This window comes from Streptomyces sp. LHD-70, from assembly GCF_031157275.1.
Lineage (GTDB): Bacteria > Actinomycetota > Actinomycetes > Streptomycetales > Streptomycetaceae > Streptomyces.
On the sequence record NZ_JAVIFW010000016.1, the window covers coordinates 181,151 to 206,734 of the forward strand.

Below are 25,584 nucleotides of genomic sequence, written 5' to 3' on the forward strand. Positions count from 1 at the left end.
CGGCGCGGGCGGCGGGACCGTACGACCCTAGGCGGCCTTCGTACGAGCCCCGCAACCGGCCCTGTGCTCAGGTCTCTTGGGCCCGCTCCGCCTTCTTCTTGCGGGCCGACATCACCGCGTACACCACAACGCCGATGAAGAGGAAGATCACGCCCTGGTAGACCGCCGCGTAGCCCGCGCCGCCGACCAGCCACAGGGAGAAGCCGCAGGCGATCGCGGAGACGACCGAGTCGCGGATGAGGCGGGAGCGGTGGACGCGGTCGCGCCGGCCGGAGATCAGGTAGTAGATCTGGGCGGCGGTGGCGAGGAGGTAGGGGACGGTGGCCATGAAGGTCGTGACGGTGACGAGGAGCGTGAAGACCTCCGCGTCGCCGTTGCCGCCGCCGGAGGCGTAGTTGTAGACCGTGAGCAGCGAGGCGAGGATGACCGTGATCACCACACCGGCCGTGGGGACGCCGCGCTGCTTCTTCAGGAAGACGGTCGGGAACAGGCCGTCCTTGGCCGCCGCGAACGGGGCCTGGGCGCTCAGCAGCGTCCAGCCGTTGAGTGCGCCGAGGATGGAGATCACCGCGGCGACGGCGACGAGCGTGCCGCCCCAGGTGCCGCCGAACATCGCGTTCACGGCGTCGGAGAACGGGGCCTCGCTGGCGATGAGCCGCTCGTGCGGGACGGTGCCGAAGACGGCGAGCGTGCCGAGCAGGTACACGAATGCGGCGCCGAGCACGCCGAGGATGGTGGCGCGGCCGACGTTGCGCCGGGGGTCGCGCACCTCACCGGCGCTGACGGCGGCGGACTCCACGCCGAGGTAGCTGAAGAGCAGCAGCGCAGCCGCGGCCGAGACGGCGCCGACGGGGCTCGCGTCCGGGTCGGCCTGGAACGGCCCGAGGTTGTCGGCGTCGAAGAAGAACAGACCGCCGACGGCGACGAGCAGCAGCGGCGCGAACTTCAGTACGGTCGCGACGAGTTGGACCGCGCCGACGTACCGCGTGCCCGCGAGGTTGGCGAGTCCGGGCAGCCACTGGACGACGAGCGCGGCCAGGCACATCGTCCACCAGTGGCCGTCGAGGTCGATCAGCAGGTTGAGGTAGCCGACGGCGCCCACGGCGAGCGCGGCGTTGGAGACCCAGGAGGTGATCCAGTACGACCAGGCCGCGAGGAATCCGGCGAAGTCACCGAAGGCCTCGCGGGCGTAGACGTACGGGCCGCCGGTGCGCGGGTCGCGCTGCGCGAGCCGGCCGAAGACCAGGGCCAGGGCGATCGCGCCGAGCGTGAGCACCACGAAGGCGACGAGGCTGATGGTGCCGTAGGCGGCGACGTCGTGCGGGAGGCGGAAGATGCCGCCGCCGATGATGTTGCCCATGACCAGGCAGGTGGCGATGGGGAGTCCGAAGCGGCGGGCGTGCTTGCCCAGTTCGCCGCGCTGCTCGATGGCAGCGGCCTCGCCTCGGTCTGCCGGAGCCGGCGTCGATGCGGGTCCGGTGTCGTGCATGGGGTGGTGCGCCTCTCGTCGTGCTGGGGGCCCGGGATCGCCGGGCGACGGCTATGGTCGGGCACGTTGAACGCTGCACCAAATCAGTGGGTTTTGTCCTCCACGGCGTGGTCGCCGGCCGCAAAATGTTCTTCCACGGGTTCGGCCGGGCGCGGATTCTCCGTACCCCCGGGCACCCCGCCCAGAGGCACCTGCGGTCCGTCCGCCGCTTCCCGCAGCCAGCGGCGAAGGACCCGGTGCACCTGCTCGGCGCCGACCAGCTCCGCCCCGTCCCCGACCGGCGGCGAGAGCGTGTACGGGGAGAGCAGGAAGGGCCGGCCCTGGGCGCCACCGAGACCCCCGTGCGAGCCGATCTGCTCCTCGAAGGCCAGCACCTCCCCGTCGCCGGAGCCCTCGCCGGACGGCTCGTACGAGGAGTTGACCATGATGTCCGCGACGTGCGGGAAGCCGTCCGTGCGGCGTACGGCCGCGACCGCCGCCGGGCCGAACTCCCGCAGGGGCTCGGGGAGTTGGGCCGGATCCGGGTCGTCGGAGAGCTCGTCGAGGCGGATCTCCGCGCCGCGCGCGCCGAGCACCAGCGGGCCGTGCTCCTCGCTGCGGACCAGCAGGAAGCCGATGCCCGGGTGGTTGGCGAGGGTGGGCAGGAGCGCGGGGTGGCGGCGGTCGATCTGCTCACGGGTCATCCGGCCGCGCACGTCGGGGAAGGAGACCAGGCCGAGGTTGCCGGAGGCCAGGACGACGGGCTCACGGCGCTTCGCGGGCCTGCGCTGCTCGCCGCCCTCCTCCACCGGCCGGTGCAGCGCGGCGAGCACCGCGGCGCGCGCCTCCGCGCCGCTGCGGGTGCGCCGGGCGCGGCGCGGCACGGGCAGCCCGCAGCCGGCCCGCACCAGGTCGCCGAGGGTCAGCCCGTAGCGGGCGCGGAACGTCTCGCCCGGGCTCTGGCCGTGGTCGGACAGGAGCACGATGCGGTACTGGCGCGGCGCGTGCTCGGCGACCTTGGCGAGCAGCGCGAGCGAGCGGTCGAGGCGGACCAGGACCTGCTCGGCGTCCCGGCTGCGCGGCCCGGAGTGGTGCGCCACCTCGTCGTACGCCACCAGGTCCGCGTAGACGGCGCTGCGTCCGGCGAGCATGTCCCCTATCACCGCGGCGACGACGACGTCCCGTTCGACGACGGTCGCGAAGGCCCGGATGAACGGGTAGAGGCCGCCGCGGCTCACCCGGGGGCGGGTGCGGCGCAGCCGGGCGCGGGTCGACTGGGCGATCTCGCGGATCACCTCGGCGACGAAGGACATGGCGGTGCGGACGGCGTTCGCCGGGTCGGAGAAGTACGCGAAGTACCCGGCGCGGGACCGGTTGGCGCGGCCCCGGCGGGCGGCGACCGAGAGGACCAGGGCGAGCTGGTCGGCTCCGCCGCTGAAGAGGTTGCCGCGGCTGGCGCCGTCGACGGTGAGCAGGCCCGCGTCGCCGGTGCGGGCGACGGCGCGGCGCTGCAGTTCGGCGGCGCTCGCGGGCCGGTTGCAGACCACCACCTCGCCGTGCTCCTTCTCGAACCAGCGGAAGGCGGGCACGTCGTGGTTGCTGCCGTGCAGGATGCCGAGCTGGCTGGCGCCGGTCTGGCTGGACCAGTCGGTGCGCCAGGGGGTGAGGCGGTGGCTGGGGGGCTCTCCTGGGCGTTCGGCGAGCAGGGCCGCGACGGTCGGCATCAGGCCCTCGGCGACGGCGTCCCGCAGCACGTCGTGGCCGACTCCGTCCAGTTGCAGGAAGACGGTGGCGGGGGTGCGTGGCCCGGCGACCGCGACGGCCCGGCGGCGGCGCCGGTCGGCGAGGCGGTAGAGCCTGCGGCGGTACGCGGTGTCGTCGCGGACGGCGAGCGCGGTGGACGTCGCCGAGGCCACAGCGGACATCACGGCGGCCACGACCACGGCGGTCTGCGGGTCGGACTCGCCGCGCCCGTCCGGGATCAGGCTGAGCGCGACGAGCAGCAGCGAGCCGTTGAGGAAGAACACCAGCAGGCCGAGGACCAGGGCGGGCACGAGCAGCAGCGCGCGGACGACGAGCGGCCACACAAGGGCGGTCAGCAGACCGAAGACTCCGGCGCCGATGGCCGCGGTGATGCCGATCCGGGTGGCGCTGTCGCCGCTCTCGGACTGCAGCCGGAACTCCGGCAGGAGCCCGGCGAGGACCAGCATCGTGACGGTACTGACCGCCCAGACGGCGCCGATCCGCCACACGGCCCGCCCGGTCTGGCGCCACTTGCTGTCGGCCACGTCCACCTCACGTTCCGGTGCCCGGGACACTCGGGCCGGGCCCGGTCCCAGCGTGCCACGGGGTCGCCGGAGGGGCTGATTTTCAGCCCCTCCGGCGCTTGAGGAGGCCCGTCCGGCAGGACCGGATCAGCAGCCGTCGTACCCCGCCGTCGGCATCGAGAGACGGCGATGCACCCGGGCCTTCATCTCCGCGTCGTACGACGGTTCGTCGAGGCCCGCCGTCTCCAGGCGCACCCCGCGCCGTACGCACTCCCGCGTGAAGTCGTCCGCGCAGGCGAGGGCGCGCTCCAGGACGCGGCGGCTCGGGGTCACGAACAGGTCGACGAGGCCCGCCTCCACGTCCGCCCAGAGGCTGAGGTGGTCGGTGCGCAGCCGGTGCACGAGCAGTTCACGTGTCACCACGTAGCCGCGGTCCGCGGCCCAGCGGGCGCACATGGCGTACTGGCTGCGGGAGTCCACGAGGAACGGGTCCCGGTCCAGCTCCTCCAGCGGGGTCAGGCTGGCGATGGCCGCCACCCTCAGCTCACCCATGCCGTCCCCCTGTCCCTGATGTCCGCCGACCCTACTACCAGGACCTGCCGTTCGGACCTTGCCGGGGGCGCGGGGGCTGGCACGCGCATCTGCCCCCGCTCAACCCAACCGGCAGGTGACCGCCGACCGGGTCCGGCCAGATCCGAACGGCAGGCCCTGGCCGTACGCTCGGAGCAGTGCCGTGCAAGCGCGGAAGGAGGGCGTACGTGCCGGTGGAGATCACCTGGTGGGGCCATGCCACGTGCACGGTCGAGGACGCGGGCGTGCGGGTTCTCACGGATCCGCTGTTCGCCCGCCGCCTCGCGCATCTGCGGCGCCGCCGCGGGGACGTGCCCGCACCGGCCGCGCGGACCGCCGACGTCGCGCTCGTCTCCCATCTGCACGCCGACCACCTGCACCTGCCGTCCCTGGCCCAACTCCCTTCCGGCACGCGCCTGTTGGTGCCGCGCGGCGCCCCGGCCGCGGTCCCGGGGCTGCGCCGCCTGACCGGCCTGGAGGTCACGGAGGTCGCGCCCGGTGACGAGGTGCCGGTCGGTGACGTGACGGTACGGGCGGTCTCCGCGCTGCACGACGGGCGGCGGCTGCCGGTCGGCCCGCACCGCTGTCCGGCGCTCGGCTTCGTGGTGAGCGGTGAGGCGCGTACGTACTTCGCCGGGGACACCGGCCTGTTCGACTCGCTCGCCGACGAGGTGGGCGAGGTGGACGTGGCGCTGCTTCCGGTCGGCGGCTGGGGCCCGTACCTCGGGCACGGCCATCTGGACGCGAGGCGCGCGGCGGTGGCCCTGTCCCGGATCGCGCCGCGCTCCGCGGTGCCGGTGCACTACGGCACGTACTGGCCGATCGGTCTGGACGCGGTCCGGCCGCATGAATTCCACGCGCCGGGCGACGAGTTCGCGCGGCTGGCGGCCCGGCTGGCCCCCGAGGTGGCGGTGCACCGGCTCGGGCACGGCGAGAGCGTCCGCCCGGAGGTCGCCAAGTGAGCGTCGGCGCAAGGGTGTTGGAGCTGGCGGCGGAGGTGCCGCCGGAGTCCACGCAGCAGGCGGTGGGCTATCCGTCGCTGTTCCTGCTCGTGGTGATCGGCGCGCTCGTGCCGGTGGTGCCGACGGGAGCCCTGGTCAGTTCGGCTGCGGTGGTGGCGTTCCATCACTCGGCGCCGCTGTCGCTGCTGTTCGTGTTCCTGGTGGCGTCGTGTGCGGCGTTCCTCGGGGACGTCGGGCTTTACTGGCTCGGGCAGCGCGGACTGCGCTCGAAGAACGGCTCGCGCTGGCTGCGTGCGCTGCGCGACCGGGCGCCCGAGGAGCGGCTCACGCAGGCGCGGGACAAGCTGGACGCGCACGGGGTGGCCGTCCTGGTCCTCTCCCGGCTCGTGCCGGCCGGCCGGATCCCGGTCATGCTGGCCTGCCTGCTCGCGAAGATGCCGCTGCGCCGCTTCGTCCGCGGCAACGCTCCGGCGTGCCTGGCGTGGGCCGCCGCGTACCAGGTGATCGGGATCCTGGGCGGCTCCCTCTTCCCGGAGCCGTGGGAGGGCGTGGTGGCGGCGGTCGCGCTGACGGTCCTGGTCAGTGTCGTACCGTCGGTGTGGAGGCGGCTGCGGCGGGCCCGGGCTTCGGAGGCCTGAGGCCTCAGGCCCCCGCGACACGGGTCTCGGCCGACACGTCCTGCTGGTTCTGCCGTGCCTGCTGGTTCTGCTCTGTCAGCTCGACCTGCCTGGCCTGCTGGCTCTGCCCGGTCAGCTCGACCTGCCTGGCCTGCTGGTTCGGCTGGGTCAGCTCGACCTGCCTGGCCCGCTTGGTTGGCCGGGCCTCCTCGATCCGCCGGGCCTCCTCGATCCGCCGGGCCTCCTCGATCCGCCGGGCCTCCTCGATCCGTCGAGCCAACTCGATCTGCTCGCCCGACTCCCCCGCCGAGCCCAGCACCCGCGAAGCCCCCACCGGCAGGTCCCACAGGTCGTCGCGGCGGTGGCCCGCCTCGGCCCAGGCGCGGCGGACGCGGGTGAGAGGTTCGAGGACCGGCTCGGCGGAGAGCAGGAACGTGGCCCAGTGCATCGGGGCAAGGCGGGAGGCGCCGAGGTCGGTGACCGCGCGGACCGCCTCCTCCGGGTCGCAGTGGACGTCGCTGAGCCACCAGCGCGGGTCGTACGCGCCGATGGGCAGCAGCGCCAGGTCGATGCCGGGGTGGCGGCGGCCGATCTCGGTGAACCAGTGGCCGTAGCCCGTGTCGCCCGCGAAGTACAGCCTGCGACCGGCGGGACCGGTGAGGACCCAACCGCCCCACAGGGAACGGCAGGTGTCGGTCAGGGTGCGCTTGGACCAGTGGTGGGCGGGCACGAAGTCGAAGCGCACTCCGCCCAGTTCGGCCGCCTCCCACCAGTCGAGCTCGGTCACGCAGCGGAAGCGGCGGCGCCGGAACCAGCCGCCGAGCCCGGCCGGGACGAACAGCGGTGTCCCGCGCGGCAGCCGCTTCAGGGTGGGGGCGTCCAGGTGGTCGTAGTGGTTGTGGCTGATCACCACGGCGTCGACGCGGGGCAGCGCCGCCCAGGCCACGCCCGCCGGGGTGATCCGGGCGGGGATGCCGAGGATGCGCCGTGACCACACGGGGTCGGTGAGCACGGTCAGGCCGCCGATGCCGACGACCCAGCTGGCGTGCCCGACCCAGGTGACGGCGATGTCGGTGGCGGTGGGCCGGGGCAGCGGTCCCGGCTCGAAGGGCAGCAGGGGGATACCGGCGAGCCCTTCCGCGTCGGGCCGGGTCGCTCCCTCGCGCGCGAAGCGGGCGAGGGCCTGCACACCGGGCAGCGGAGCGGTCAGCCGGTCCGCGAAGCTCCGCGGCCAGCGGCGCTCCTCGCCGAGCGGCCGGGGTGACGGCGGCGGCGGAATCGGTTGTATCGGCTGGATCGGCGCGTTCGGCTGGTTCGGCGGGTTCGGCGGGTTCGGCGGGTTCGGCGGGTTCGGCTGGATCGGCGGGATCGGCTGGATCGGCGGGATCGCCTGGGGGGTGGGTCGGCTGGGTCGGGGCTCTACGGGGACACCGGCATCGGTCGCGGGACGGGATGTCGTCGACTCTGACTGCTGCGTCATCGAGGCGGCTCCATTCGTGGGGCGGCGTCGTCCCGGACCGCGTCCAGGGCCGACGCGAACATGCTCAACGCTCCCTGTACGTGCGGCAATTCGAGCGGCTCCAGTGCGGTGAGCGACTCCAGCCGCTCCGCGGGCGTACGGCCGAGCAGCGGGGCGACGGAGAGGCGTACGCGCAGGGCGGCCAGGTCGTCGCCGAAGCGGTGGCCGCCGGGGGCCGGGGTGCCGAGGGCCTGCGTGAGGTGGTCCTCCAGCTCCATGGCGTCGCCGACCCCGCGCCGGGCGAGCCCGGCCCGCAGCGGGTCGAGGTCCGCGTACAGGTGCCGGCCGGCCTGCGGCGGGCGGACCAGCGCCCCGGCGTCCCGGACGAGGCGGTACACGGCGGCGGCCACGCGCGCGTGCAGGGCGACGGCGGCGGTGCGGCGCGCGGTGACCTCCTCGGGCTCGGCGAGGGCGTACGCGGCGGCCGCCGAGACGGGGGCGGCGACGACCGCGCCGAGTCCGGTGAGCGCGTCCAGGGCGTGGGCGCGCAGCTCGGCGCCGTCGGGGGTTGCCGGGAAGCGGGCGATCGCGGCGGGCCAGTCGCCGGGCAGGAGCCCGCCCGCGAGGTCGGTGAGGACGGTGACGTGGGCCGGGGCCATCTCGGCGGGGCTGATGAGGACGGTGTCGCGCGGGTCGTGCAGGGTGTCGCGCCAGGTCTCGTCGGAGACGATGTGCAGCCCCTCGCCGAGCGCCGCCTCCACGGTCTCGTGCAGCACTTCGGGCGGCGCCACCGTGGCCGTCGGGTCGTCGGCCACACTGAGCAGCAGCAGCCGCGGCCGTCCGCCCTCGTCCCGCACTCTGCGTACCGTTTCGAGCAGGGCGTACGGGTCGGGGACCCCGCCGCACTCGGCGGGCGTGGCCACGGAGTAGGTGCGCCGCCCGACGAGCCGCGCGGCGGGCGCCCACCAGGCGGGGCAGGGCCGGGGCAGCAGCACGTCCCCGGCGAGCGCGGCGGTCACGGCGAGCAGCAGCGGGGCCGGGCCGGGCGCGGCGGCGGTGTGGCCGGGGTCGGTGGGCAGGCCGCGGCGCCGCCAGTAGCCGCTCGCCGCCTCCCGCAACGCGTCCGATCCGCCCGGCACTTCGGCCGGTGCGCGGTCCGCCGCGGCGGCCAGGACCTCGGCGAGGCGGGGCAGCACGGGCAGTCCGGGCTCGGGGGCGTGCGGCGCGTAGCGGACGGGTCCGTGGCCCGCCGGGTCCGTCCGCCGCATGCCAGCCTCCGCGAAGTCGTGAGCGCCCGTCGTCCCGTCCTGGTGCCGGTGCGTACGTCCATACGTACCGTCGTCCGCGCCGCGCCGCAGCGCGGCGGAAGCACACGTGCTGCCGCCCGTATCCATGCCCCGAACGGGGCGGGTGATACGGGCGGGTGCCGGTCGTGGGGCCTTCAGTCCTGCGGGGCCTGGTCCCGGCGGCGGCTGCGGTGGTACGCGTAGCCCAGAGCTCCGACGATCACGACGCCGCCGGTGAGCATCGTGGTCTGCGAGTCGGAGAAGCTGCCGCCGAGGCCGCCGCGTACGCCCCTGTTGTGGTGCTGGGTGCGGGAGACGGTGAAGCTCGCGCTCCACTGGCCGTCGTGCGGGCAGTGACCGTCGACGGTCCACTCGGACCGGGTGCCCGCGCCGTGCGGGCCGCTGCCGGTGAAGCCGCTGGTGTCGGCGATGCGGGCGGTGCCGCGGTAGGCGGGGCCGACGCCGGGGATCGACGCGTTCTCGACCTTGTGCAGCCGCACGCTGCCGCGGGCGAAGGCCTGCGAGTTCGCGGCAATGCTGCCTGGCGCGGGGGAGCTTCCGGTCGAGGGGCAGGACACGGAGATCGTCACGGTGCCGCCGGGCGCGACGGTACGCGGGCTGACCTCGGCGGCGGTCTCCCCCGCGACGGCGACGGGGGCGGTCGTGACGACGGCCGCGCAGGCCAGGGCGGCCGCGGCGAGCGCTCGGGCGGTACGCATGCAGGGGCTCCTTCAGGCGGGCTGCGCCAGGTCCTGCAAGGCAGACAGGAGATTGAAGACAGGACCTGAGGGCGCAGGGTCCCGCGCCGTGGAGCCATGGAAACCTGACCGTTCCTCAACCGCCCGTGCGCTAGCACCATTCGGGCGCAGGGGGCCGCCGCACGGGTGAGGGGGGCGCCTCCGGGAGACGCCCCCCAGGGACCGTGCAGGTCAGGCCGCGTCCTTCGGGCCCTCAGGCCGCGTCCTGCCGGGCCCCGTCGCGGACGCGGGCGCAGCAGCGGTTGATCAGCCGGGAGACGTGCATCTGGGAGATGCCCAGTTCCTCGGCGATATGGCTCTGCGTCATGTCGTCGAAGAACCGCATGTAGAGGATGTCCCGCTCCCGCTCGGGCAGTCGGCGCAGCTCGGGTTTGGCGGCCTCGCGGTCGACGACGACGTCGAGCGCGGCGTCCTCGGAGCCGATCGCGTCCCGCAGGGCGTAGCCGTCCTCGCTGCCGTTCAGCTCCGCGTCGAGGGACAGGGCGGAGTAGCTCTCCAGCGCCTCGATGCCGGTGCGGGCCTCGTCCTCGCTGAGGCCGGCGCGCTCCGCGGTCTCCGCGAGGGTGGGACCGCGGCCGGAGACGGTCTGGGTCAGCTCCTGGCGGGCGAACCGTACGCGGTTGCGCAGGTCCTGGACGCGGCGGGGCACGTGCAGGGTCCAGGTGTGGTCACGGAAGTGCCGTTTGATCTCACCGGTGACGGTGGGGACGGCGTAGCTCTCGAAGGCGGAGCCCTGGTCCGGGTCGTACCGGTCGACGGCCTTGACCAGGCCGAGGGCGGCGACCTGGCGCAGGTCGTCGTACGCCTCTCCGCGGTTGCGGAAGCGTCCGGCGAGCCGCTCGGCCATGGGCAGCCAGGCGCTCACGATGTCCGCGCGCAGCCGCTCCTTCTCGGTCTCGTCTCTGCTGGACGGGTCGGGCAGCGCGTCGAGCTCGCTGAGCCGGCGGAAGTCCGCCGAGGTGTCGGGGGCGTCGTCGTGCGGGTGCTGCTTCACCGCTGTGGTAGGGCGCATGTGAGCTGCAACTCCCTGGTCGGTGCGGGTCTTTGAGCAGGTTGACCGTTCACCGTGGGGGCCGCTGACTGCCGCACCCTTGGTGCGTGGGCTCCCACAGAGGGGGCGCATGCCCGGGTCGGTGCTCGGCAAACCCGGGCCGGACCCCGCTCCACAGGATCCGGAGGGGCTCGAACTGCTACGGCTTCCGGCCCAGCAGGCACAGGAGTTTCGTCTGGACGTCCGCGTCCGGGGGCGGTTCCACCGGGGGTGCGAAGAGGCCGCTCTTCGTGAGGTCGGCGGCGTACGGCGAGACCTCGCGGACCGCGAAGTCGACCAGGGGGCGCGGGAGTTGTTCGTCGGCGCCGATCCCTCGGGCCAGGTCCCAGGCGTGGACGGCGAGGTCCGTGACCATCTGGCCGCAGTAGTGGGACGCCGAGGACGGGCCGTACGAGAGGTGGACCGTACCGTCGAGTGCGCCGGGTGCGGCGAAGGCGGCCCGCGCGGCCTCGGCGGCCTCGTCCCAGGTGGCGACGGGGTCGTCGCCGAGCACGTCGCCGTCGTAGGCCGTGCCGATGGACGCGGTCGTGGCGCCGTCGCGTACGAGGTGCGGGACCCAGAGCTGTTCGGCGGTGAGGTGGTTGACGAGGTCGCGGACCGTCCACTCCGTGCAGGGAGTGGACGCGTCCCACTGGTCGGCGGCGACCTTGTGCACCCGGTCGGTGAACGCGTCGAGGGCCTCGGTGTGCCGGGCGAGCAGTGTGCTGTGTGCCATGGCGGTCATTCTTTCCTCGCTCGGGCGCCGTCGCGCGTGCGCGCTGCGGTGATCTGTCGGTCCGGGTGGCGGCGCAGATATTCGTTCTCCAGGGCCGTCTGCCGCTCGGTGTGCGCCGTGAGGGCCTCGTCGGAGGCGTGCAGGAGTGTGTCGTGGCGGGTGTTGTGCAGGGTCTGCAGTTCCCGCAGCAGCGTCCGGTCGTCGAGCTCTGCGGGGTCCACTCCGGTCATGGCCGTCTCCTTCGGGGCGTCGGGCGGGTACCCGTGGTGCCTACTCTCCACGGGTACCCGGGCCGCGGCGATCACGCACGGCGAGGCGCTCCGGGCCCATCGCGCAGGCCCCCTACGAAGGGGCGACGGATCCGCTCACCCGTGCGAAGATCCATTGCATGGCTGAGCTGAGTGACCTGCTTCCCGTGGAGGCGGTACGGCTCGACGTCCGGGCGGCCGACTGGCGGGACGCGGTGCGTGCCGCGGGCGACCTGATGGTGGCGACGGGCGCGAGCACCGAGGCGTACACCACGGAGATGATCGAGAACGTCGCTACGAACGGCCCGTACATCGTGGTCGCCCCCGGGTTCGCCTTTGCGCACGCGCGCCCCTCGCCCGCGGTGCTGCGGACCGGGATGGCGTGGGTGCGCCTGGACGGGCCGGTGGAGTTCGGGCACGAGACGAACGACCCGGTGGAGCTGGTCGTGGGCCTCGCAGCGAAGGACGCGAGCGAGCACACCGCGGCGATGGCGGCCCTGGCGCGGCTCCTTGCCGACCCGGCGACGGCGGCCGCCCTGCGCGAGGCGCCGACCCCGCAGGCGCTGCACGCCGTGCTGAGCGGGACGGCCCGACCGACTGGGACGCGGACCCCGACAGGTGGACGTTCCAGCGGGCACGGGATGCACAAGATCCTCACCGTGTGCGGCAACGGCGTCGGCACCAGCCTGTTCCTCAAGAACACCCTGGAGCAGGTCCTGGACCGCTGGGGCTGGTCGCCGTACGTGACCGTGGAGGCCACGGACACGATCTCCGCCAAGGGCAAGGCGTCCGAGGCCGTCGCGATCCTCACCTCGCGGGAGATCGCCCGCACCCTCGGCGACGTCGGGGTGCCGGTGCGGGTGGTCGAGGACTTCACCTCGACGGGCGAGGTCGACGGTGTACTGCGGGACACGTACGACCTGACGGTTCTGGACGCCGACACGGGCGGGAGTGAGTGACGCGTGGACGTGCTCGTATCGATCGCGAAGTTCCTCGTCAACGAGATCCTCAGCGTCCCGGCCTATCTGATCGGCCTGATCACCGCGGCCGGGCTGATCGCGCTGCGCAAGTCGGCGGGGCAGGTCGTCGGCGGTGCCATCAAGGCCACCCTCGGCTTTCTGCTGATCGGCGCGGGCGCGAGCCTGGTCGTCAGCTCGCTCGCGCCGCTCGGCGAGATGATCCAGGGCGCGACGGGCGCGCACGGCGTGATCCCCACCAATGAGGCGATCGTCGGCATCGCGCAGGCCGAGTACGGGGCGCGGGTGGCGTGGCTGATGATCCTCGGCTTCGCGGTGAGCCTGCTGCTCGCGCGGTTCACGCCGTTGCGGTACGTGTTCCTGACGGGACATCACATGCTGTTCATGGCCACGCTGTTGACGATGGTGCTTGCCACCGCCGGGCACGCCTCGGTCGTCGTCGTGGTCGTCGGCGGCGTGCTCCTCGGCATCATGCTGGTCGCGATGCCCGCGTTCGCGCACCCGTGGACGAAGCGGGTGACCGGCAACAACACCGTGGCGATCGGGCACTTCGGCACCGCCGGATACATCGCGGCGGGCGCGGCCGGGCAGCTGGTCGGCAAGAAGAGCCGGTCCACGGAGGACATGAAGCTCCCGGAGGGGCTGCGGTTCCTGCGCGACTCGATGGTGGCGACGGCCCTGTCGATGCTGCTCATCTACCTGATCATGGCGGTCGTCTTCCTGGTGAAGGCCGGCGAGGAGACGGCGTTCAAGGCCTTCGCGGGCGACGGCGGCACGGCCGCGACGGACGTCGGCAACTATCTGATGCAGTCCGTGATGCAGGGCCTGCAGTTCGGCATCGCGGTCGCGGTGATCCTCTTCGGTGTCCGTACGATCCTCGGCGAGCTGGTGCCCGCCTTCCAGGGCATCGCGCAGAAGCTGGTGCCGGGCGCGGTGCCGTCCCTGGACGCGCCGATCGTCTTCCCGTACGCGCAGAACGCGGTGCTCATCGGGTTCATCTCCAGCTTCATCGGCGGCCTCGTCAGCCTGGGGCTGCTGTCCGCCGTGTTCCATCCGGCGTTCGGTCTCGCGCTGGTCCTGCCCGGTCTGGTGCCGCACTTCTTCACGGGCGGCGCGGCCGGGGTGTTCGGCAATGCGACGGGCGGGCGGCGCGGGGCGGTGGTCGGCGCGTTCCTCAACGGGGTGCTGATCACGTTCCTGCCGGCGCTGCTGCTGAAGGTGCTCGGCGCGTTCGGGGAGGAGAACACGACGTTCGGCGATGCGGACTTCGGCTGGTTCGGGTCGATCGTCGGCAACGCGGCGAAGGCGGGTTCGGTTGGCGGGGTTGTGCTGATGCTGGTGGTCGGGCTTGTGGTGTTGGGGGCGGCGATTGTCATGCAGAAGCGGGTGGTGGATGTGGGGTGGGATCCGGGGGCGAAGAGGGATGCCTACTTCCCGCGGGACAGTGCCCCGGACCCCGGCGAGGGTCCGGCCCCGTCGTCGTACGCGAAGATCACCCCACCGGAGGGCGCCCCGAAGCCCCCGCCTCCGCCGGGGTAGGGGGCGCCTGCGGCGCGCTTTCTCCCCGCCCCGCCCCTTCCCTAAAGTCCTCAGCGGACGGCTCTCCGGGGGCTACGCCCCCGGACCCCGGGGCTGTCGTTCGGCTTTCGCGCCGTCGTGGCTGGTCGCGCAGTTCCCCGCGCCCCCATCAGAACCAGCGCGTCCGGCGCTTGAATCAGCGCGCGCGCTCGACCCGGCGCTCGTCCCACACCGGCTCCGCCGTCTCGCGGACGCGACCGTCGCTGCCGAACACCAGATACCGATCAAACGCACGGGCGAACCAGCGGTCGTGGGTGACCGCGAGGACCGTGCCCTGGAAGGATTCCAGGCCCTCCTGGAGGGCCTCCGCGGACTCCAGGTCGAGGTTGTCCGTCGGCTCGTCGAGGAGCAGGGCCGTGCAGCCCTCCAGTTCGAGGAGCAGGATCTGGAAGCGGGCCTGCTGGCCGCCCGAGAGGCGTTCGAAGGCCTGCTCCGCCTGGGCCGTCAGCTCGTACCGCCGCAGTCGGGACATCGCGGCGCCCCGGTCCTGCGCGTGCTCGCGCCACAGGATGTCGAGGAGCGTGCGGCCGAACAGCTCCGGGTGCGCGTGGGTCTGCGCGAAGTGGCCGGGCACGACGCGCGCGCCGAGCTTCCACTCCCCCGTGTGCGTCACGTCCTCACCGGCGAGGAGGCGCAGGAAGTGGGACTTGCCGGAGCCGTTGGAGCCGAGCACCGCAACCCGCTCGCCGTAGAACACCTCCAGGTCGAACGGGCGCATCAGGCCGGTGAGTTCGAGGCCGACGCAGGTCACGGCGCGGACGCCGGTACGGCCGCCGTGCAGGCGCATCGTGATGTCCTGCTCGCGGGGCGGCTCGGGCGGCGGCCCGGCCTCCTCGAACTTGCGCAGGCGGGTCTGCGCGGCCGCATAGCGGGACGCCATCTCGTGGCTGACCGCGGCGGCCTGCCGGAGGTTGATCACGAGCTTCTTCAGCTGGGCGTGCTTCTCGTCCCAGCGGCGGCGCAACTCCTCGAAGCGGGCGAAGCGCTCCCGCCGCGCCTCGTGGTACGTGCCGAAGCCACCGCCATGCACCCAGGCGTCGGCACCCGCGGGGCCCGGCTCGACGCTGACGATCTTCTCGGCGGCGCGGGCGAGCAGCTCGCGGTCGTGGGAGACGAAGAGGACGGTCTTGCGGGTCTCCCGGAGCTTCTCCTCCAGCCAGCGCTTGCCCGGTACGTCGAGGTAGTTGTCCGGCTCGTCGAGGAGCAGAACCTCGTCGGTGCCGCGCAGCAGCGATTCCAGGACGAGCCGCTTCTGCTCGCCGCCGCTGAGGGTGCGAACGTCACGGAACTGGGCCTTGTCGTACGGCACGCCGAGTGCGGCCATGGTGCACATGTCCCAGACGGTCTCGGCCTCGTACCCCTGCACCTCGGCCCAGTCGGAGAGGGCCTGCGCGTACTGGAGCTGGGCGGCCTCGTCGTCGACGGTCATGAGGGCGTGCTCGGCGGCGTCCACGGCCCGCGCGGCCTCGCGGATGCGCGGCGGGGCGACGGAGACGAGGAGGTCGCGGACGGTGGTCTCGTCGCGTACGGAGCCGACGAACTGCGGCATGACGCCGAGGCCGCCGGTGACGTTGACGCTGCCGCCGTGCGGTTGCAGCTCGCCGGAGAGCAGCCGCAGCAGGGTCGTCTTCCCGGCGCCGTTCGGCCCGACGAGCGCGACGACCGCACCCTCACCGACCCGGAACGAGACGTCGCCGAGCAGGGTGCGCCCGTCGGGGAGGTGGTATTCGAGGTGTGCGGCTTCCAAGTGACCCATGGTTCCGCATTCTCGACGGGCGGCGGCGAGCAGGGCAAACGCGTTTCCCTCAGCCGTTCCCTCAGCCGCCCTCGGGTCCATGGTGCGTCCATATTGCGAGACGTCGGTCTCATTATGTGGCGGCGGCGCGTACGGTGGCGTCATCGCTTCCGGAGCCTGTACGGGGGTCCGGGCGTCGAGTGAGGAGACCGGGCCATGCCGAAGGAGACCGCCGTCTACACCCACGGGCACCACGCGTCCGTGCTGCGCTCGCACACCTGGCGGACCGCCGCCAACTCCGCCGCGTACCTCGTCGGCGAGCTGAAGCCGCACATGGCGGTCCTGGACGTCGGCTGCGGACCGGGCACCATCACCGCCGACCTGGCCGCCCTGGTCCCGCAGGGCCACGTCACCGGAGTCGACGCGGCGCCCGGCATCCTCGACCAGGCGCGCGCCACGGCGGCCGAACGCGGCCTGGACAACGTGGAGTTCGCGGTCGCCGACGTGCACGCGCTCGACTTCCCGGACGACACGTTCTGCGTGGCCCACGCCCACCAGGTGCTGCAGCACGTCGGCGATCCGGTGCAGGCGCTGCACGAACTGCGGCGCGTGGTCAAGCCCGGCGGCATCGTCGCCGTACGCGACTCCGACTACGCGGCGATGACCTGGTACCCGCGCACGCCCGGCCTGGACGACTGGCTGGAGCTGTACGAGCGGGTGGCCCGCGCCAACGGCGGCGAGCCGGACGCGGGCCGCAGGCTCAAGTCGTGGGCCCTGGAGGCGGGCTTCACGGACCTCACGGCGACGTCCTCGACCTGGACCTTCAGCACGGAGGAGGAGCGCGCCTGGTGGAGCGGCCTGTGGGCGGAGCGCACCACGGACTCCTCGTACGCCCGCCGTGCCACCGAGTCCGGCCACGCGGACGAGGCGGCGCTCGCCGCGATCTCGGCAGCCTGGCGCGCGTGGGGTGAGCAGCCGGACGGCTGGTTCGCGGTGCTGCACGGGGAGCTGCTCTGCCGGGTGTGAGCACCCCGCCTCCGCCACCCCGCCTCCGCCACCCGGGGCCCGCCACCCCGGGCCCGCCACGCGGCCGGAAAGCACCCCTGGCAGTTGATTCAGTGAGCAACTAGCCTCGCCGAGCATGCAGGCTCAACTGGGTTCGGCACGGTGAAAGTTGAAGGCCATGACGGCGGCAACCGTAGGGCTCGTCCTGGCAGCCGCAGGCTGTTCCGGGGGGGGCGGACGGGAGAGCCGGGGGCAAGGCGGGCGGCCTGGAGCAGAGCACCGTCACCGTCGCCTCGCTGCCCTTGGTGGACGTGGCGCCGCTGCACATCGCGGTCGAGCGGAAGCTCTTCGAGAAGGAGGGCCTGACCGTGCGGGTCAAGCCCGTGCAGCAGTCCGTCCAGGCCCTGCCCGCGCTCGCCAACGGGCAGCTCGACGTCATCGCGGGCGTCAACTACGTCACGTTCCTGCAGGCCAGGGAGAAGGGCGCCCTCGACCCGCGGATCCTCGCCGAGGGCGCCACCCTCTCGCCCGGAATGATGGACGCCGTCGTGCCGAAGGACTCGCCGGTCAAGTCGGCCGCCGACCTCAAGGGCAAGTCGGTCGCCGTGAACATCCTCAACAACATCCAGTCGCTGACCTTCGACGCGGTGCTCGCGAAGGACCAGGCGGGACCGGTGAAGTACCGGCAGATCCCCTTCCCGCAGATGGGCGTCGCCCTGGAGGAGAAGCAGGTGGACGCCGCACACGTCGTCGAGCCGTTCCTGTCGGACGTGAAGAGGAAGCTCGGCGCGCGCGTCGTCGCCGAGGGCGGGGCGTCCCCCGTGCGGGGCCTGCCGATCAGCGGGTACGTCAGCACCGACACGTTCGCCGAGGAGACCCCCCGTACCGCCGCGGCCTTCCGGCGTGCCATCCGCAAGGCGCGGGCGCTCGCCGAGCGGGACCGGGCCTCCGTCGACGCGGTCCTGCCGGGGTATGCGCGGATCACGCCCGAGCGGGCCCGCGAGCTGACGCTGCCGGGCTTTCCGGACGAGTCCGATCCGCGGCGGATGGAGAAGCTGGTCGACCTGATGGTGCGGGAGAAGCTGCTCAAGAAGGCGGTCGACCCGGCCGAGTTGATGAGCGTCGACGGCCCCGACAGCACCCGAGAAAAGTGATGACACAGGGTGACATGAATTCCGGGTGGCCAGGTCCCGTGACGCACCTCTTCCGCTGGGGCGTGCTCGTGCTGGCCGTTCTCCTCTGGCAGTTGGCGGCCGGAGCGCACGCCAGTGTGTTCTTCCCGCCGCCGTCGACGATCGCCGCGCACATGCGCGGTCTGTGGTTCGACGGGCCTGTGGCGCACGCCTTCCTCTCCGAGACCGCCGTCGGGAACATCCTGCCGAGCGTCGCCAGGATGGGCGCCGGGTTCCTGCTCGCCGCCGCGCTCGGCGTGGTCCTCGGCCTGGCCCTCGGCCGCTCCGCGTACGCGCACGCCGCCCTGTCATGGTCTTCTCCGAGCTGCTGCCCGGCACGGCCGACGGCCTCGGCTTCCAGCTCACCGACGCGCAGAGCCGCTCCGACCTGCTGACGGTCTGGTCGGTGATCGTGCTCCTCGGCATCCTCGGATATCTGTGCAACGCCGCGCTGCTCGGCGTGGAGCGGCGGCTGCTCGGCTGGCACACCGGCGCGCGCGGCGGCTGACCACACCTGCCCGGACCTGTACGACTTCCCCTCCGCGCAGAGGAGTTGACCGATGGCCCCGCTGATCCCCCTGCCCCCGCCGACGACGACCGTACGGGACGCGGTCCTGGACCTGTGCCGGCGCACGGGCATGACGACGGTGTTCGGCAACCCCGGCTCCACGGAGCTGCGCATGCTCCGCGACTGGCCCGCCGACTTCCGGTACGTACTCGGCCTGCAGGAGTCCGTGGCCGTCGCCATGGCCGCCGGGCACGCCCTCGGCACGGGCCGTGCGGCACTGGTGAACCTGCACTCGGCGGGCGGGGTCGGGCACAGCCTCGGCGCGGTCTTCAACGCGTACCGCGACCGGGTGCCCGTCGTGATCGTCGCGGGCCAGCAGTCCCGTGCGCTCCTCCCCCTGCACCCGTTCCTCGGCGCCGACGAGCCCGCCGAATTCCCCCGCCCGTACGTGAAGTGGAGCCGCCAGCCCGCACGCGCCGAGGACGTACCGGCCGCGCTCGCCGAGGCGCACCGGGTGGCGATGACGCATCCGCGCGGACCGGTGTTCCTCTCCGTGCCGGAGGACGACTGGGACGCACCGGCCGAGCCCGTGGCGCCGCGCACCGTGCACGGCACCTTCACGGCCACACCCGACGCCCTCGCCGAACTCGCCAACCGGCTCGACGGGTGCGCCCGGCCCGCGCTCGTGGTGGGGCCCGGCGTGGACGACGAGGGCGCGCTCGACGAGGTGCTGGCGCTCGCCGAGCGGACCCGCGCCGGGGTGTGGATCAGCCCGATGTCGGGCCGCTCCGGCTTCCCCGAGACCCACCCCCTCTTCCAGGGCTTCCTGCCGCCGGTACGGGAGCAGTTGGCGGACCGGCTCGCGGGCTGCGACGTGGTGGTCGCGCTCGGCGCGCCGCTGTTCACGTACCACGTCAGCGGTACGGGGCCGCTGCTCGCCGACGGCTGCGCACTGTTCCACCTGGACTGCGACCCGGCGCAGGCGGCGTGGCTGCCGGTCGGCACGAGCATCCTGACGACGCTGCGGGCGGGCGTCGAGACGCTCACGTCGATGCTGAAACCGGCCACGCGGACGGCTCCTCCGCCGCGCCCGCAGGTCGCCCCGGCCGTCCCGACGGACCCGCCGTCGGCGGCGTACGTCCTGGACACCCTGGCCGAACTCCTGCCTCCGGAGCGGGTGTTGGTGGAGGAGGTGCCGAGCCACCGCGAGGCGCTGCACGCGCGGGTGCCGGTCCGGCGGGCGGGTGCGTTCCTCACCACGGGCAGCGGCGCCCTCGGCTGGGGCCTGCCCCTCGCGGTGGGCCGCGCGCTCGCCGGGGGCGGGCGGGTGGTGTGCGTGGTGGGCGACGGTTCCGCGATGTACTCGGTGCAGGCGATCTGGTCGGCGGTACGGCACCGGGCGCCGGTGACGTTCGTGGTGTTGGACAACGGGGGCTACGAGGCGGTCAAGGCCCTCGGCCGCCGCCTGGGCGCGGAGGAGATCCCGGGCACGGACATCGGCGGCATCGACTTCGCGGCTCTCGCGGCGTCGTTCGGATGCGCGGCGACGGAGGTGGACTCGCCGGAACTTCTCCGGCCCGAGCTGGTCCGTGCGCTGGAACCCGCGGGCGGGGGGCCGGTGCTGGTGCGGGTCCGGGTGCGGCGGGAGCGGGGGGCGGCGTACGGCGATTGAGTTTTCCCCTCGCTTTCAGGGGCGCGGGGAACTGCGCGACCAGCCACGACGGCGCAGCAGTCAGACGACCACCGCCTGCTCCACCAACAGCCTCGCCGCCGCCTCGATCGACTCCGCATCGATCCCCGCCGCATGCAACTGTTCGGCGGGCGTCGCCGACCCCGGCATCGTGCGGACCGCCAGGCGGACGAAGCGCGGGGGCGGGCTCCCGTCGGCGAAGACCTCCGCCACCGCGTCCCCGATACCGCCCTCCTCACGGTGGTCCTCGACCGTGAGCAGGCACCCGGTGTCCGCCGCCGCCTCACGCAGCGTGGCCCGGTCCACCGGCTTGACCGAGTACAGGTCGATGACCCGCACCCGGATCCCGTACGCCGCGAGGACATCCGCGGCGGTGAGGGCCTCGTGCACGGTGGCCCCGGCCGCGACGACGGTCAGCCGGTCCTCGTCGTGCATGCGCAGCACCTTGCTCCCGCCGACCGGGAACCGCTCCCCCGGCGTGTAGATCACCGGGGTGTCGCCGCGCGTCGTCCGCAGATAGCGGATGCCGGTCTGCTGCGCCAACTCCGCGACCAGCTGGGCCGTCTGGTTGGCGTCGCACGGGTACACGACCGTGGTGCCGTGCACGGCCCGGAACATCGCCAGGTCCTCCAGACCCATCTGGGACGGCCCGTCCTCACCGATCCCGACGCCCGCGTGCGAGCCGACGAGCACCATGGAGGCCCCGCTGACGGCGGCCATCCGCACGAAGTCGTAGGCGCGGGTGAGGAACGCGGCGAAGGTGCCGGCGTACGGGACGTATCCGCGTACGGCCATGCCCGTGGCGGTGGCGACGAGTTGCTGTTCGGCGATGTAGCACTCGAAGTACCGCTCGGGGTGTTCCTCGCCGAAGAGCTGGGTGCGGGTTGAGTCGCCGACCTCGCCGTCCAGGGCCACGACGTCGTCGCGGACCGTGCCGAGCGCCGTGAGGGCCGCGCCGTAGGCGTCCCGGGTGGCCTTGTGCGTGCCGGGGGCGTAGTGCGGCAGGTCGGGGGCGCCGCGGTGGGCGACCGTCAACACCCGGGTGGGGCCCGGGGGTTGGACCTGGACATGCAGGTCGCGTACGCCGCCGAGTTCCGCGATCGCCGCCTCGGGGTCGGGCAGCGGCTTGCCGTGCAGGCCCTCCCGGTCCTCGGCCGCGGCGACGCCCTTGCCCTTCAGGGTGCGGGCGAGGATCACGGTGGGCTGCCCGGCGGTGGAGCGGGCCTCGCTGAAGGCGCGGTCGAGGGTGTCGATGTCGTGCCCGTCCTCGACCGCGACGGTGTGCCAGCCGAAGGCGGCGAAGCGCCGGGCGTACGCGGAGAGGTGGTGGCCGTGCCGGGTGGGGCCGCGCTGGCCGAGCCGGTTGACGTCGACCAGGAGGGTCAGCCGGTCCAGATGCTCGTACGCGGCGTGCTCGGCGGCCTCCCAGACCGAGCCCTCGGCGAGCTCGCTGTCGCCGCAGAGCACCCACACCCGGTGGTCGTCGCGCTCCAAGCGGGCGGCTGCGAGGGCGATGCCGACGCCGACGGGCAGGCCCTGGCCGAGCGATCCTGTGGCGACCTCGACCCACGGCAGGCGCTGCGGCGTCGGGTGCCCTTCGAGGCGGCTGCCGTGCTTGCGGAACGTCATCATCTCGTCGTCGGTCAGCGCGCCGGCCGCCTTGAACGCGGCGTACAGGAGCGGCGACGCATGCCCTTTGGAGAGGACGAAGCGGTCGTTGCCGGGGTGCTCGGGCCGCTCGAAGTCGTAGTGGAAGTGCCGGCCGAGCAGCACCGCCATCAGCTCGGCGGCCGACATGGACGAGGTCGGGTGCCCGGAGCCCGCGGCGGCCGCCATCCGGACGGAGTCGACGCGGAACTGCTGGGCGAGCTCGGCGAGTTGTGCGGGGGCGGGGGTGTCGGCGGGAGGGCGCGGTTCGGTGGCGGAGTCCATGGCGGGCCTCGGTCCTTCCTGTCCGTCGCACGTTCGCGGACGTCTCCGGAACGGGTACGGGGTAGGGGCGTCCGGCAGGCCAGGGCCGGGCGCCGGGCAGGGCTGCGGTGACCCTGCGTGACACCCGGACGCCCGTGGCGGCGTGCGGGACTCCCGGACACCCGTGGCGGGCATGCCGCAGCCTGCACGCGGTGGTGCAGGCACTCCGAGTGCCCCTGACGCCCTGCCCCAAACATGGGCATATGCGGGCAACCGGTCCCGCCCTCCGATGCCCCGATGCGGTCGAAACGATCACAAGGCCCCTGGGCGCCAACTACCCTGCCCCGTATGGAGATCCTGGGAACCACGCTGCGCATCTGCGTCGATGACCTGGACGCCGCCGTCGCGTTCTACGAGCAGCTGACCGGCACGGCGGCGCAGCGCTCCGATCGCGGTGGGGTGTCCGTCGCCGCCGTGGGCTGCTTCCTCCTGATGAGCGGGCCCGCTGCGGAGCTGGACGTGCTGCGCAAGGTGACCGCGACGGTCGCCGTGCCGGATGTCGACGAGGCCAAGGAGGTCCTCACCGCCTCCGGCGCCCGCGTCGTCGCGGGGCCCGTGGCCACCCCGGTGGGCCGCAACCTGATCGCGCTGCACCCGGACGGAGCGATCTTCGAGTACGCGGACCGCCGGCCGACGGCCTGAGCTTTCCCCTCCCCTCCCCTTCCCGGCTGTGTCGATATGCGGCTGGCGCCGCGTGGCCTCCCGGACGGGCCTCCTCAATCGCCGGAGGGGCTGAATTCGCCCGGCCGCATCCGGAAGTCGTACGCCGGAGGCAACCGCTCGGTCGTGAGGCGGGACCACGTCTCCCCCACCGTCTCCGCCCCCTCCCGCAGATCCGCCACCTCGAAGCCCGCGTCGTAGACCGCCCGCGCGGCCGGCCGGTCGCCCTCCGCGAGGAGCAGCCGGGCCAGGATCAGGCGGAAGCGGCCGCGCTCCCGGATCGTCGGGTCAAGGCGCGACCACACCGTACGGGCCGCCGCGGGGCGGTCCACGGCGAGCAGCGCGTCGATCGCCTCGCGCGCGAGCGCGACCGTCGCCGCCGTCCACTCCCGCCCCTCGCCCCGCTCGGCACACAGCGCGTCGAAGGACTCGGCGTAACGGTCGGCGGCCCGCTCCAGATGTCCCGACTCGCGGTCCGCGAGGGCGAGGCAGCGCAGCAACGGCCAGGCGCCGGGGGCGAGTTGGAGGCCGCGTTCCCAACTGCGCACCGCCTGTGCCCGGTCCCCGGCATGCCACTGCGCGACGCCCAGGTGGTACTCGGTGACGGGATCGGCGGGCGCGGTCTCCAGCATGTCCCGCCAGGCCCGGTTGACGAGGGTCGGCCCCGGCGGCGCCTCGCCGGGCGGCACGGGGTAGGTGCCGCCGCGCAACAGCTCCAGCCACGGCTCCTGCGCGGCGCCGAGTGTCGACGGGTCGAAGGGCGTACCCGGCAACTTCCCTCCCGTGCGGGCCACTTCGAGCGCGCCCCAGCCGGAGCCGGTGTGGATCCGCTCGCCGGGTTCGGTGTCGGCGCAGGCCAGCCACGCCTCGTACGCCTCCTCGACGGCGGTACGCGGCAGGGCCGACGCGAGCCGGCCCGCGACCTCCGCGCGGGCCGCCGCCCAGTCCGTGCCGTGCGAGCGCACCGGGTCGGTGGCCAGCGGCCCGTACACCTCCAGCCAGCTGAACTCGCTCTCCGCCTCCAGCTTCACGTGCTCCAGCTGGGTGCGGGCGAGGCCCGCCTGGATCTCGGCGTACCCTCCCGTGCCGGGTTCGGTGAGCCAGTTCTGCCAGCGTCTGCCGCCGGTGCCCGCGCCCCACAGGAACAGTTTGCGGCCGCGCAGCAGATCGGTGGAGGTCTGCACGAGGCCGTGGCCTTCACCGTCGAGCGCCGCGATCCAGCGCCGTTCGCCGTCGGGCACCTCGTAGAAGTAGTCCGCCGGGTACGTGCCGTGCAGCGGGTACGAGCGGTCCGCCCCGTCGGACACCGGCGCGGGCACCCGGCGCAGGGTGTGCTCGTACCCGAAGTGCCAGGCCTCGTCGGCCGGTACGAGGACCCGGTGCTCCTCGGGCACGGCGATGTTGGACCACCAGTAGGCGGGCGCCGGCTTCTCGTGCGGGTTGCGGATGCGGACCCCGACGTACAGGAAGTCCGAGCCGTCCGGCAGCCACAGGTCGACCTGGAACGGCAGGTCGCGCAGGCGTTCCCACTCCCACAGGCGCAGCATCGGGCTGCCGTCGGGGCCCGGCACGGGCGCGGCGTGGACGGGTGCGCAGGAGAGCGTGGTGTGGCCGGTGGCGCCGATGTTCCACTCGATGCCGCCGGAGAACCAGGCGCCGTTGAGCGCGAAGTCGGCGGGCTGGAACACCGGGTTCCGGTAGAGGAGTTCACGCCCCGACGGCTTGTGGACCAGGGAGTGGATGCGGCCGCCGAGGCCCGGCAGGACGGTGGCGCGCAGCCGGTCGTTCTCCAGGACGAGGGTGTTGAGGGTGACCTCGGCGCGGTCCCGCCCGTACCCGTCGAGCAGGCGCACGGGCAGGACGCTGCGCAGCGGTTCGTACCCGACCTGGCGGGCCATGTCGCGGGGCAGGCCGGCGCGGGTGCGCTCATCGACGGTGTGCGTCTCCGCGAGCGGCCGCAGCGCGGGCAGGGGATTCTCCGGGCCCAACTCCACGCCCGGAATGGTCAGTACGTCGGCTCGGATCGTCGTCACCCGACCATGGAACAACGCCGGACGCCACCGGGCCAGAGGCCGTTCCGCCCGGGTTCAGGAAGGGTCGGCGAAGGCGGCGACGACCAGGTCGGCGAGGAGGGCTCCGGCCGTGCCGTCCGGGTCGAGGTCCGGGTCGTAGATGGTGACGTTGAGGCCGACGCAGCGCCCGGAGCCGACCAACGTGCCGAGGACGGCGGCGAGTTCGTCCGGCTGCAGGCCGTCCGGGTCGGGGCACCTCTCTGTCTTCTTCACCACGCCCACCTCCACCTTCCGCTCGGCGAGTTCGACGCCGGGCGTGGGTATCTGTGTGCACACCTTCCAGCCGTGGCGGCGAGCACCGCGAGGTGGCGGGCACCGGTTCTCACTGGCGCCTCCGCATGAAGTACGCCCCGCAGAGCGCGCCGATCAGTCCGGTGGCGAGGAGCGCCGTCCAGAGCGGCATCGTCACCTCGGGGATGAGGAGCCGGATCTTGGTGTGGCTGGTGTTCTCGAAGATGAAGACCAGACCGAGGACGCCGAGCGCGGCGACCGTCAGCCGTGCGGGCGTGAACAGCCCGCTCTTCCTCCCGCCGCCCTTGCCACTGCCGTTCGAGGAGGCGCCTGGGCTCATGGTGGACCCTTCCGTCGGGGCACGGCCGACCGCCGCGTGGCTCCCACCATGGGCAGCCGCTCACCGTCGCGCACGATGAGCGGCTCGCCGGACCGGCCACCGGGTGGCGAAGTGCCCCGTACGGGCTAGGTGTATTGATCACGAGCGTTGTTAACGCTGGTGGGCTTGATCATGGCGAAGGCCCCCGTGTGTGGTGGAGGTGTCGAATCTTCACCGCACGGAGGCCTTCGTGTCCCACCGTAAT

Annotated in this window: 21 protein-coding genes and 2 pseudogenes; 9 read left to right on the forward strand and 14 right to left on the reverse strand. The window is 73.4% G+C overall.

The window, feature by feature from the left end:
• Window positions 1-67: 67 nt before the first annotated feature.
• The 3 genes from RCO28_RS28365 to RCO28_RS28375 all read right to left on the reverse strand — a co-directional run bounded on the left by RCO28_RS28365 (window position 68) and on the right by RCO28_RS28375 (window position 4,287).
• Entirely contained in the window at window positions 68-1,489 is a 1,422-nt protein-coding gene (locus tag RCO28_RS28365) for an amino acid permease (RefSeq protein WP_308944126.1), read from the reverse strand.
• A gap of 83 nt (window positions 1,490-1,572) precedes the next feature.
• Window positions 1,573-3,678, reverse strand: coding sequence for an alkaline phosphatase family protein (locus tag RCO28_RS28370; RefSeq protein WP_374991269.1), 2,106 nt, complete (start codon window positions 3,676-3,678; stop codon window positions 1,573-1,575).
• 204 nt (window positions 3,679-3,882) lie between these two features.
• On the reverse strand, window positions 3,883-4,287 hold the full coding sequence (locus tag RCO28_RS28375) for a hypothetical protein (RefSeq protein ID WP_308944128.1): 405 nt from the start codon (window positions 4,285-4,287) through the stop codon (window positions 3,883-3,885).
• 206 nt (window positions 4,288-4,493) lie between these two features.
• Here RCO28_RS28375 and RCO28_RS28380 point away from each other — a divergent pair, with 206 nt between their 5' ends.
• A complete protein-coding gene (locus RCO28_RS28380) occupies window positions 4,494-5,267 on the forward strand; it encodes an MBL fold metallo-hydrolase (protein WP_308944129.1) in 774 nt (257 codons plus the stop codon).
• Complete coding sequence (locus tag RCO28_RS28385) at window positions 5,264-5,905, forward strand: VTT domain-containing protein (protein WP_308944130.1); 642 nt, start codon at window positions 5,264-5,266, stop codon at window positions 5,903-5,905. The genes RCO28_RS28380 and RCO28_RS28385 overlap by 4 nt, the downstream gene beginning before the upstream one ends.
• A 292-nt stretch (window positions 5,906-6,197) precedes the next feature.
• Here the strand turns inward: RCO28_RS28385 and RCO28_RS28390 are convergent.
• The 6 genes and pseudogenes from RCO28_RS28390 to RCO28_RS28415 all read right to left on the reverse strand — a co-directional run.
• Window positions 6,198-7,364, reverse strand: a pseudogene (locus tag RCO28_RS28390) (MBL fold metallo-hydrolase); the annotation flags it as partial.
• Window positions 7,361-8,611 carry an aminotransferase class I/II-fold pyridoxal phosphate-dependent enzyme gene (locus tag RCO28_RS28395; protein ID WP_308944131.1) on the reverse strand — a complete coding sequence of 417 codons (1,251 nt, stop codon included), beginning with the start codon at window positions 8,609-8,611 and terminating at the stop codon, window positions 7,361-7,363. The gene RCO28_RS28395 and the pseudogene RCO28_RS28390, both read right to left, overlap by 4 nt.
• A gap of 173 nt (window positions 8,612-8,784) precedes the next feature.
• Complete coding sequence (locus RCO28_RS28400; protein WP_308944132.1) at window positions 8,785-9,348, reverse strand: hypothetical protein; 564 nt, start codon at window positions 9,346-9,348, stop codon at window positions 8,785-8,787.
• 232 nt (window positions 9,349-9,580) lie between these two features.
• Window positions 9,581-10,399, reverse strand: coding sequence for a SigB/SigF/SigG family RNA polymerase sigma factor (locus RCO28_RS28405; RefSeq protein ID WP_308944133.1), 819 nt, complete (start codon window positions 10,397-10,399; stop codon window positions 9,581-9,583).
• A 178-nt stretch (window positions 10,400-10,577) separates the two neighbouring features.
• Complete coding sequence (locus RCO28_RS28410) at window positions 10,578-11,153, reverse strand: TIGR03086 family metal-binding protein (RefSeq protein ID WP_308944134.1); 576 nt, start codon at window positions 11,151-11,153, stop codon at window positions 10,578-10,580.
• A 5-nt stretch (window positions 11,154-11,158) separates the two neighbouring features.
• Window positions 11,159-11,383, reverse strand: a complete 225-nt coding sequence (locus RCO28_RS28415; protein ID WP_308944135.1) for a DUF6158 family protein — start codon at window positions 11,381-11,383, stop codon at window positions 11,159-11,161.
• 158 nt (window positions 11,384-11,541) lie between these two features.
• Here RCO28_RS28415 and RCO28_RS28420 point away from each other — a divergent pair, with 158 nt between their 5' ends.
• Window positions 11,542-12,360 (forward strand): PTS sugar transporter subunit IIA, encoded by an 819-nt coding sequence (locus RCO28_RS28420; RefSeq protein ID WP_308944136.1) that lies wholly within the window; start codon window positions 11,542-11,544, stop codon window positions 12,358-12,360.
• A 3-nt stretch (window positions 12,361-12,363) separates the two neighbouring features.
• The gene (locus RCO28_RS28425) at window positions 12,364-13,917 is read left to right on the forward strand and encodes a PTS ascorbate transporter subunit IIC (protein ID WP_308944137.1); all 1,554 of its coding nucleotides are present in this window, start codon (window positions 12,364-12,366) and stop codon (window positions 13,915-13,917) included.
• Window positions 13,918-14,092: 175 nt separating this feature from the next.
• On the opposite strand, the gene RCO28_RS28430 is transcribed toward RCO28_RS28425, so the two are convergent.
• A complete protein-coding gene (locus RCO28_RS28430; RefSeq protein WP_308944138.1) occupies window positions 14,093-15,712 on the reverse strand; it encodes an ATP-binding cassette domain-containing protein in 1,620 nt (539 codons plus the stop codon).
• 195 nt (window positions 15,713-15,907) lie between these two features.
• Between RCO28_RS28430 and RCO28_RS28435 the strand changes: the two genes are divergently transcribed.
• From RCO28_RS28435 to mdlC, 4 genes are all read left to right on the forward strand, one after another.
• Window positions 15,908-16,717 carry a class I SAM-dependent methyltransferase gene (locus RCO28_RS28435; protein WP_308944139.1) on the forward strand — a complete coding sequence of 270 codons (810 nt, stop codon included), beginning with the start codon at window positions 15,908-15,910 and terminating at the stop codon, window positions 16,715-16,717.
• Window positions 16,718-17,007: 290 nt separating this feature from the next.
• Window positions 17,008-17,850: an ABC transporter substrate-binding protein gene (locus RCO28_RS28440; RefSeq protein ID WP_308944140.1), complete on the forward strand. Its 843-nt coding sequence runs from the start codon at window positions 17,008-17,010 to the stop codon at window positions 17,848-17,850.
• 38 nt (window positions 17,851-17,888) lie between these two features.
• Window positions 17,889-18,263, forward strand: coding sequence for a hypothetical protein (locus RCO28_RS28445; RefSeq protein ID WP_308944141.1), 375 nt, complete (start codon window positions 17,889-17,891; stop codon window positions 18,261-18,263).
• A 165-nt stretch (window positions 18,264-18,428) separates the two neighbouring features.
• Window positions 18,429-20,048, forward strand: coding sequence for a benzoylformate decarboxylase (gene mdlC, locus RCO28_RS28450; protein ID WP_308944142.1), 1,620 nt, complete (start codon window positions 18,429-18,431; stop codon window positions 20,046-20,048).
• Between the two features lie 60 nt (window positions 20,049-20,108).
• Here mdlC and RCO28_RS28455 read toward each other — a convergent pair whose 3' ends face one another.
• Complete coding sequence (locus RCO28_RS28455) at window positions 20,109-21,998, reverse strand: transketolase (RefSeq protein ID WP_308944143.1); 1,890 nt, start codon at window positions 21,996-21,998, stop codon at window positions 20,109-20,111.
• A 327-nt stretch (window positions 21,999-22,325) separates the two neighbouring features.
• Here RCO28_RS28455 and RCO28_RS28460 point away from each other — a divergent pair, with 327 nt between their 5' ends.
• Window positions 22,326-22,679 carry a VOC family protein gene (locus tag RCO28_RS28460; RefSeq protein ID WP_308944144.1) on the forward strand — a complete coding sequence of 118 codons (354 nt, stop codon included), beginning with the start codon at window positions 22,326-22,328 and terminating at the stop codon, window positions 22,677-22,679.
• Between the two features lie 74 nt (window positions 22,680-22,753).
• On the opposite strand, the gene RCO28_RS28465 is transcribed toward RCO28_RS28460, so the two are convergent.
• The 3 genes and pseudogenes from RCO28_RS28465 to RCO28_RS28475 form a co-directional block, all read right to left on the reverse strand.
• Window positions 22,754-24,730 (reverse strand): DUF5107 domain-containing protein, encoded by a 1,977-nt coding sequence (locus RCO28_RS28465; protein WP_308944145.1) that lies wholly within the window; start codon window positions 24,728-24,730, stop codon window positions 22,754-22,756.
• Between the two features lie 54 nt (window positions 24,731-24,784).
• Window positions 24,785-24,961: pseudogene (locus tag RCO28_RS28470) on the reverse strand (arginase family protein); the annotation flags it as partial.
• 130 nt (window positions 24,962-25,091) lie between these two features.
• Window positions 25,092-25,340 (reverse strand): DUF1049 domain-containing protein, encoded by a 249-nt coding sequence (locus tag RCO28_RS28475; RefSeq protein WP_308944146.1) that lies wholly within the window; start codon window positions 25,338-25,340, stop codon window positions 25,092-25,094.
• Window positions 25,341-25,584: the final 244 nt, after the last annotated feature.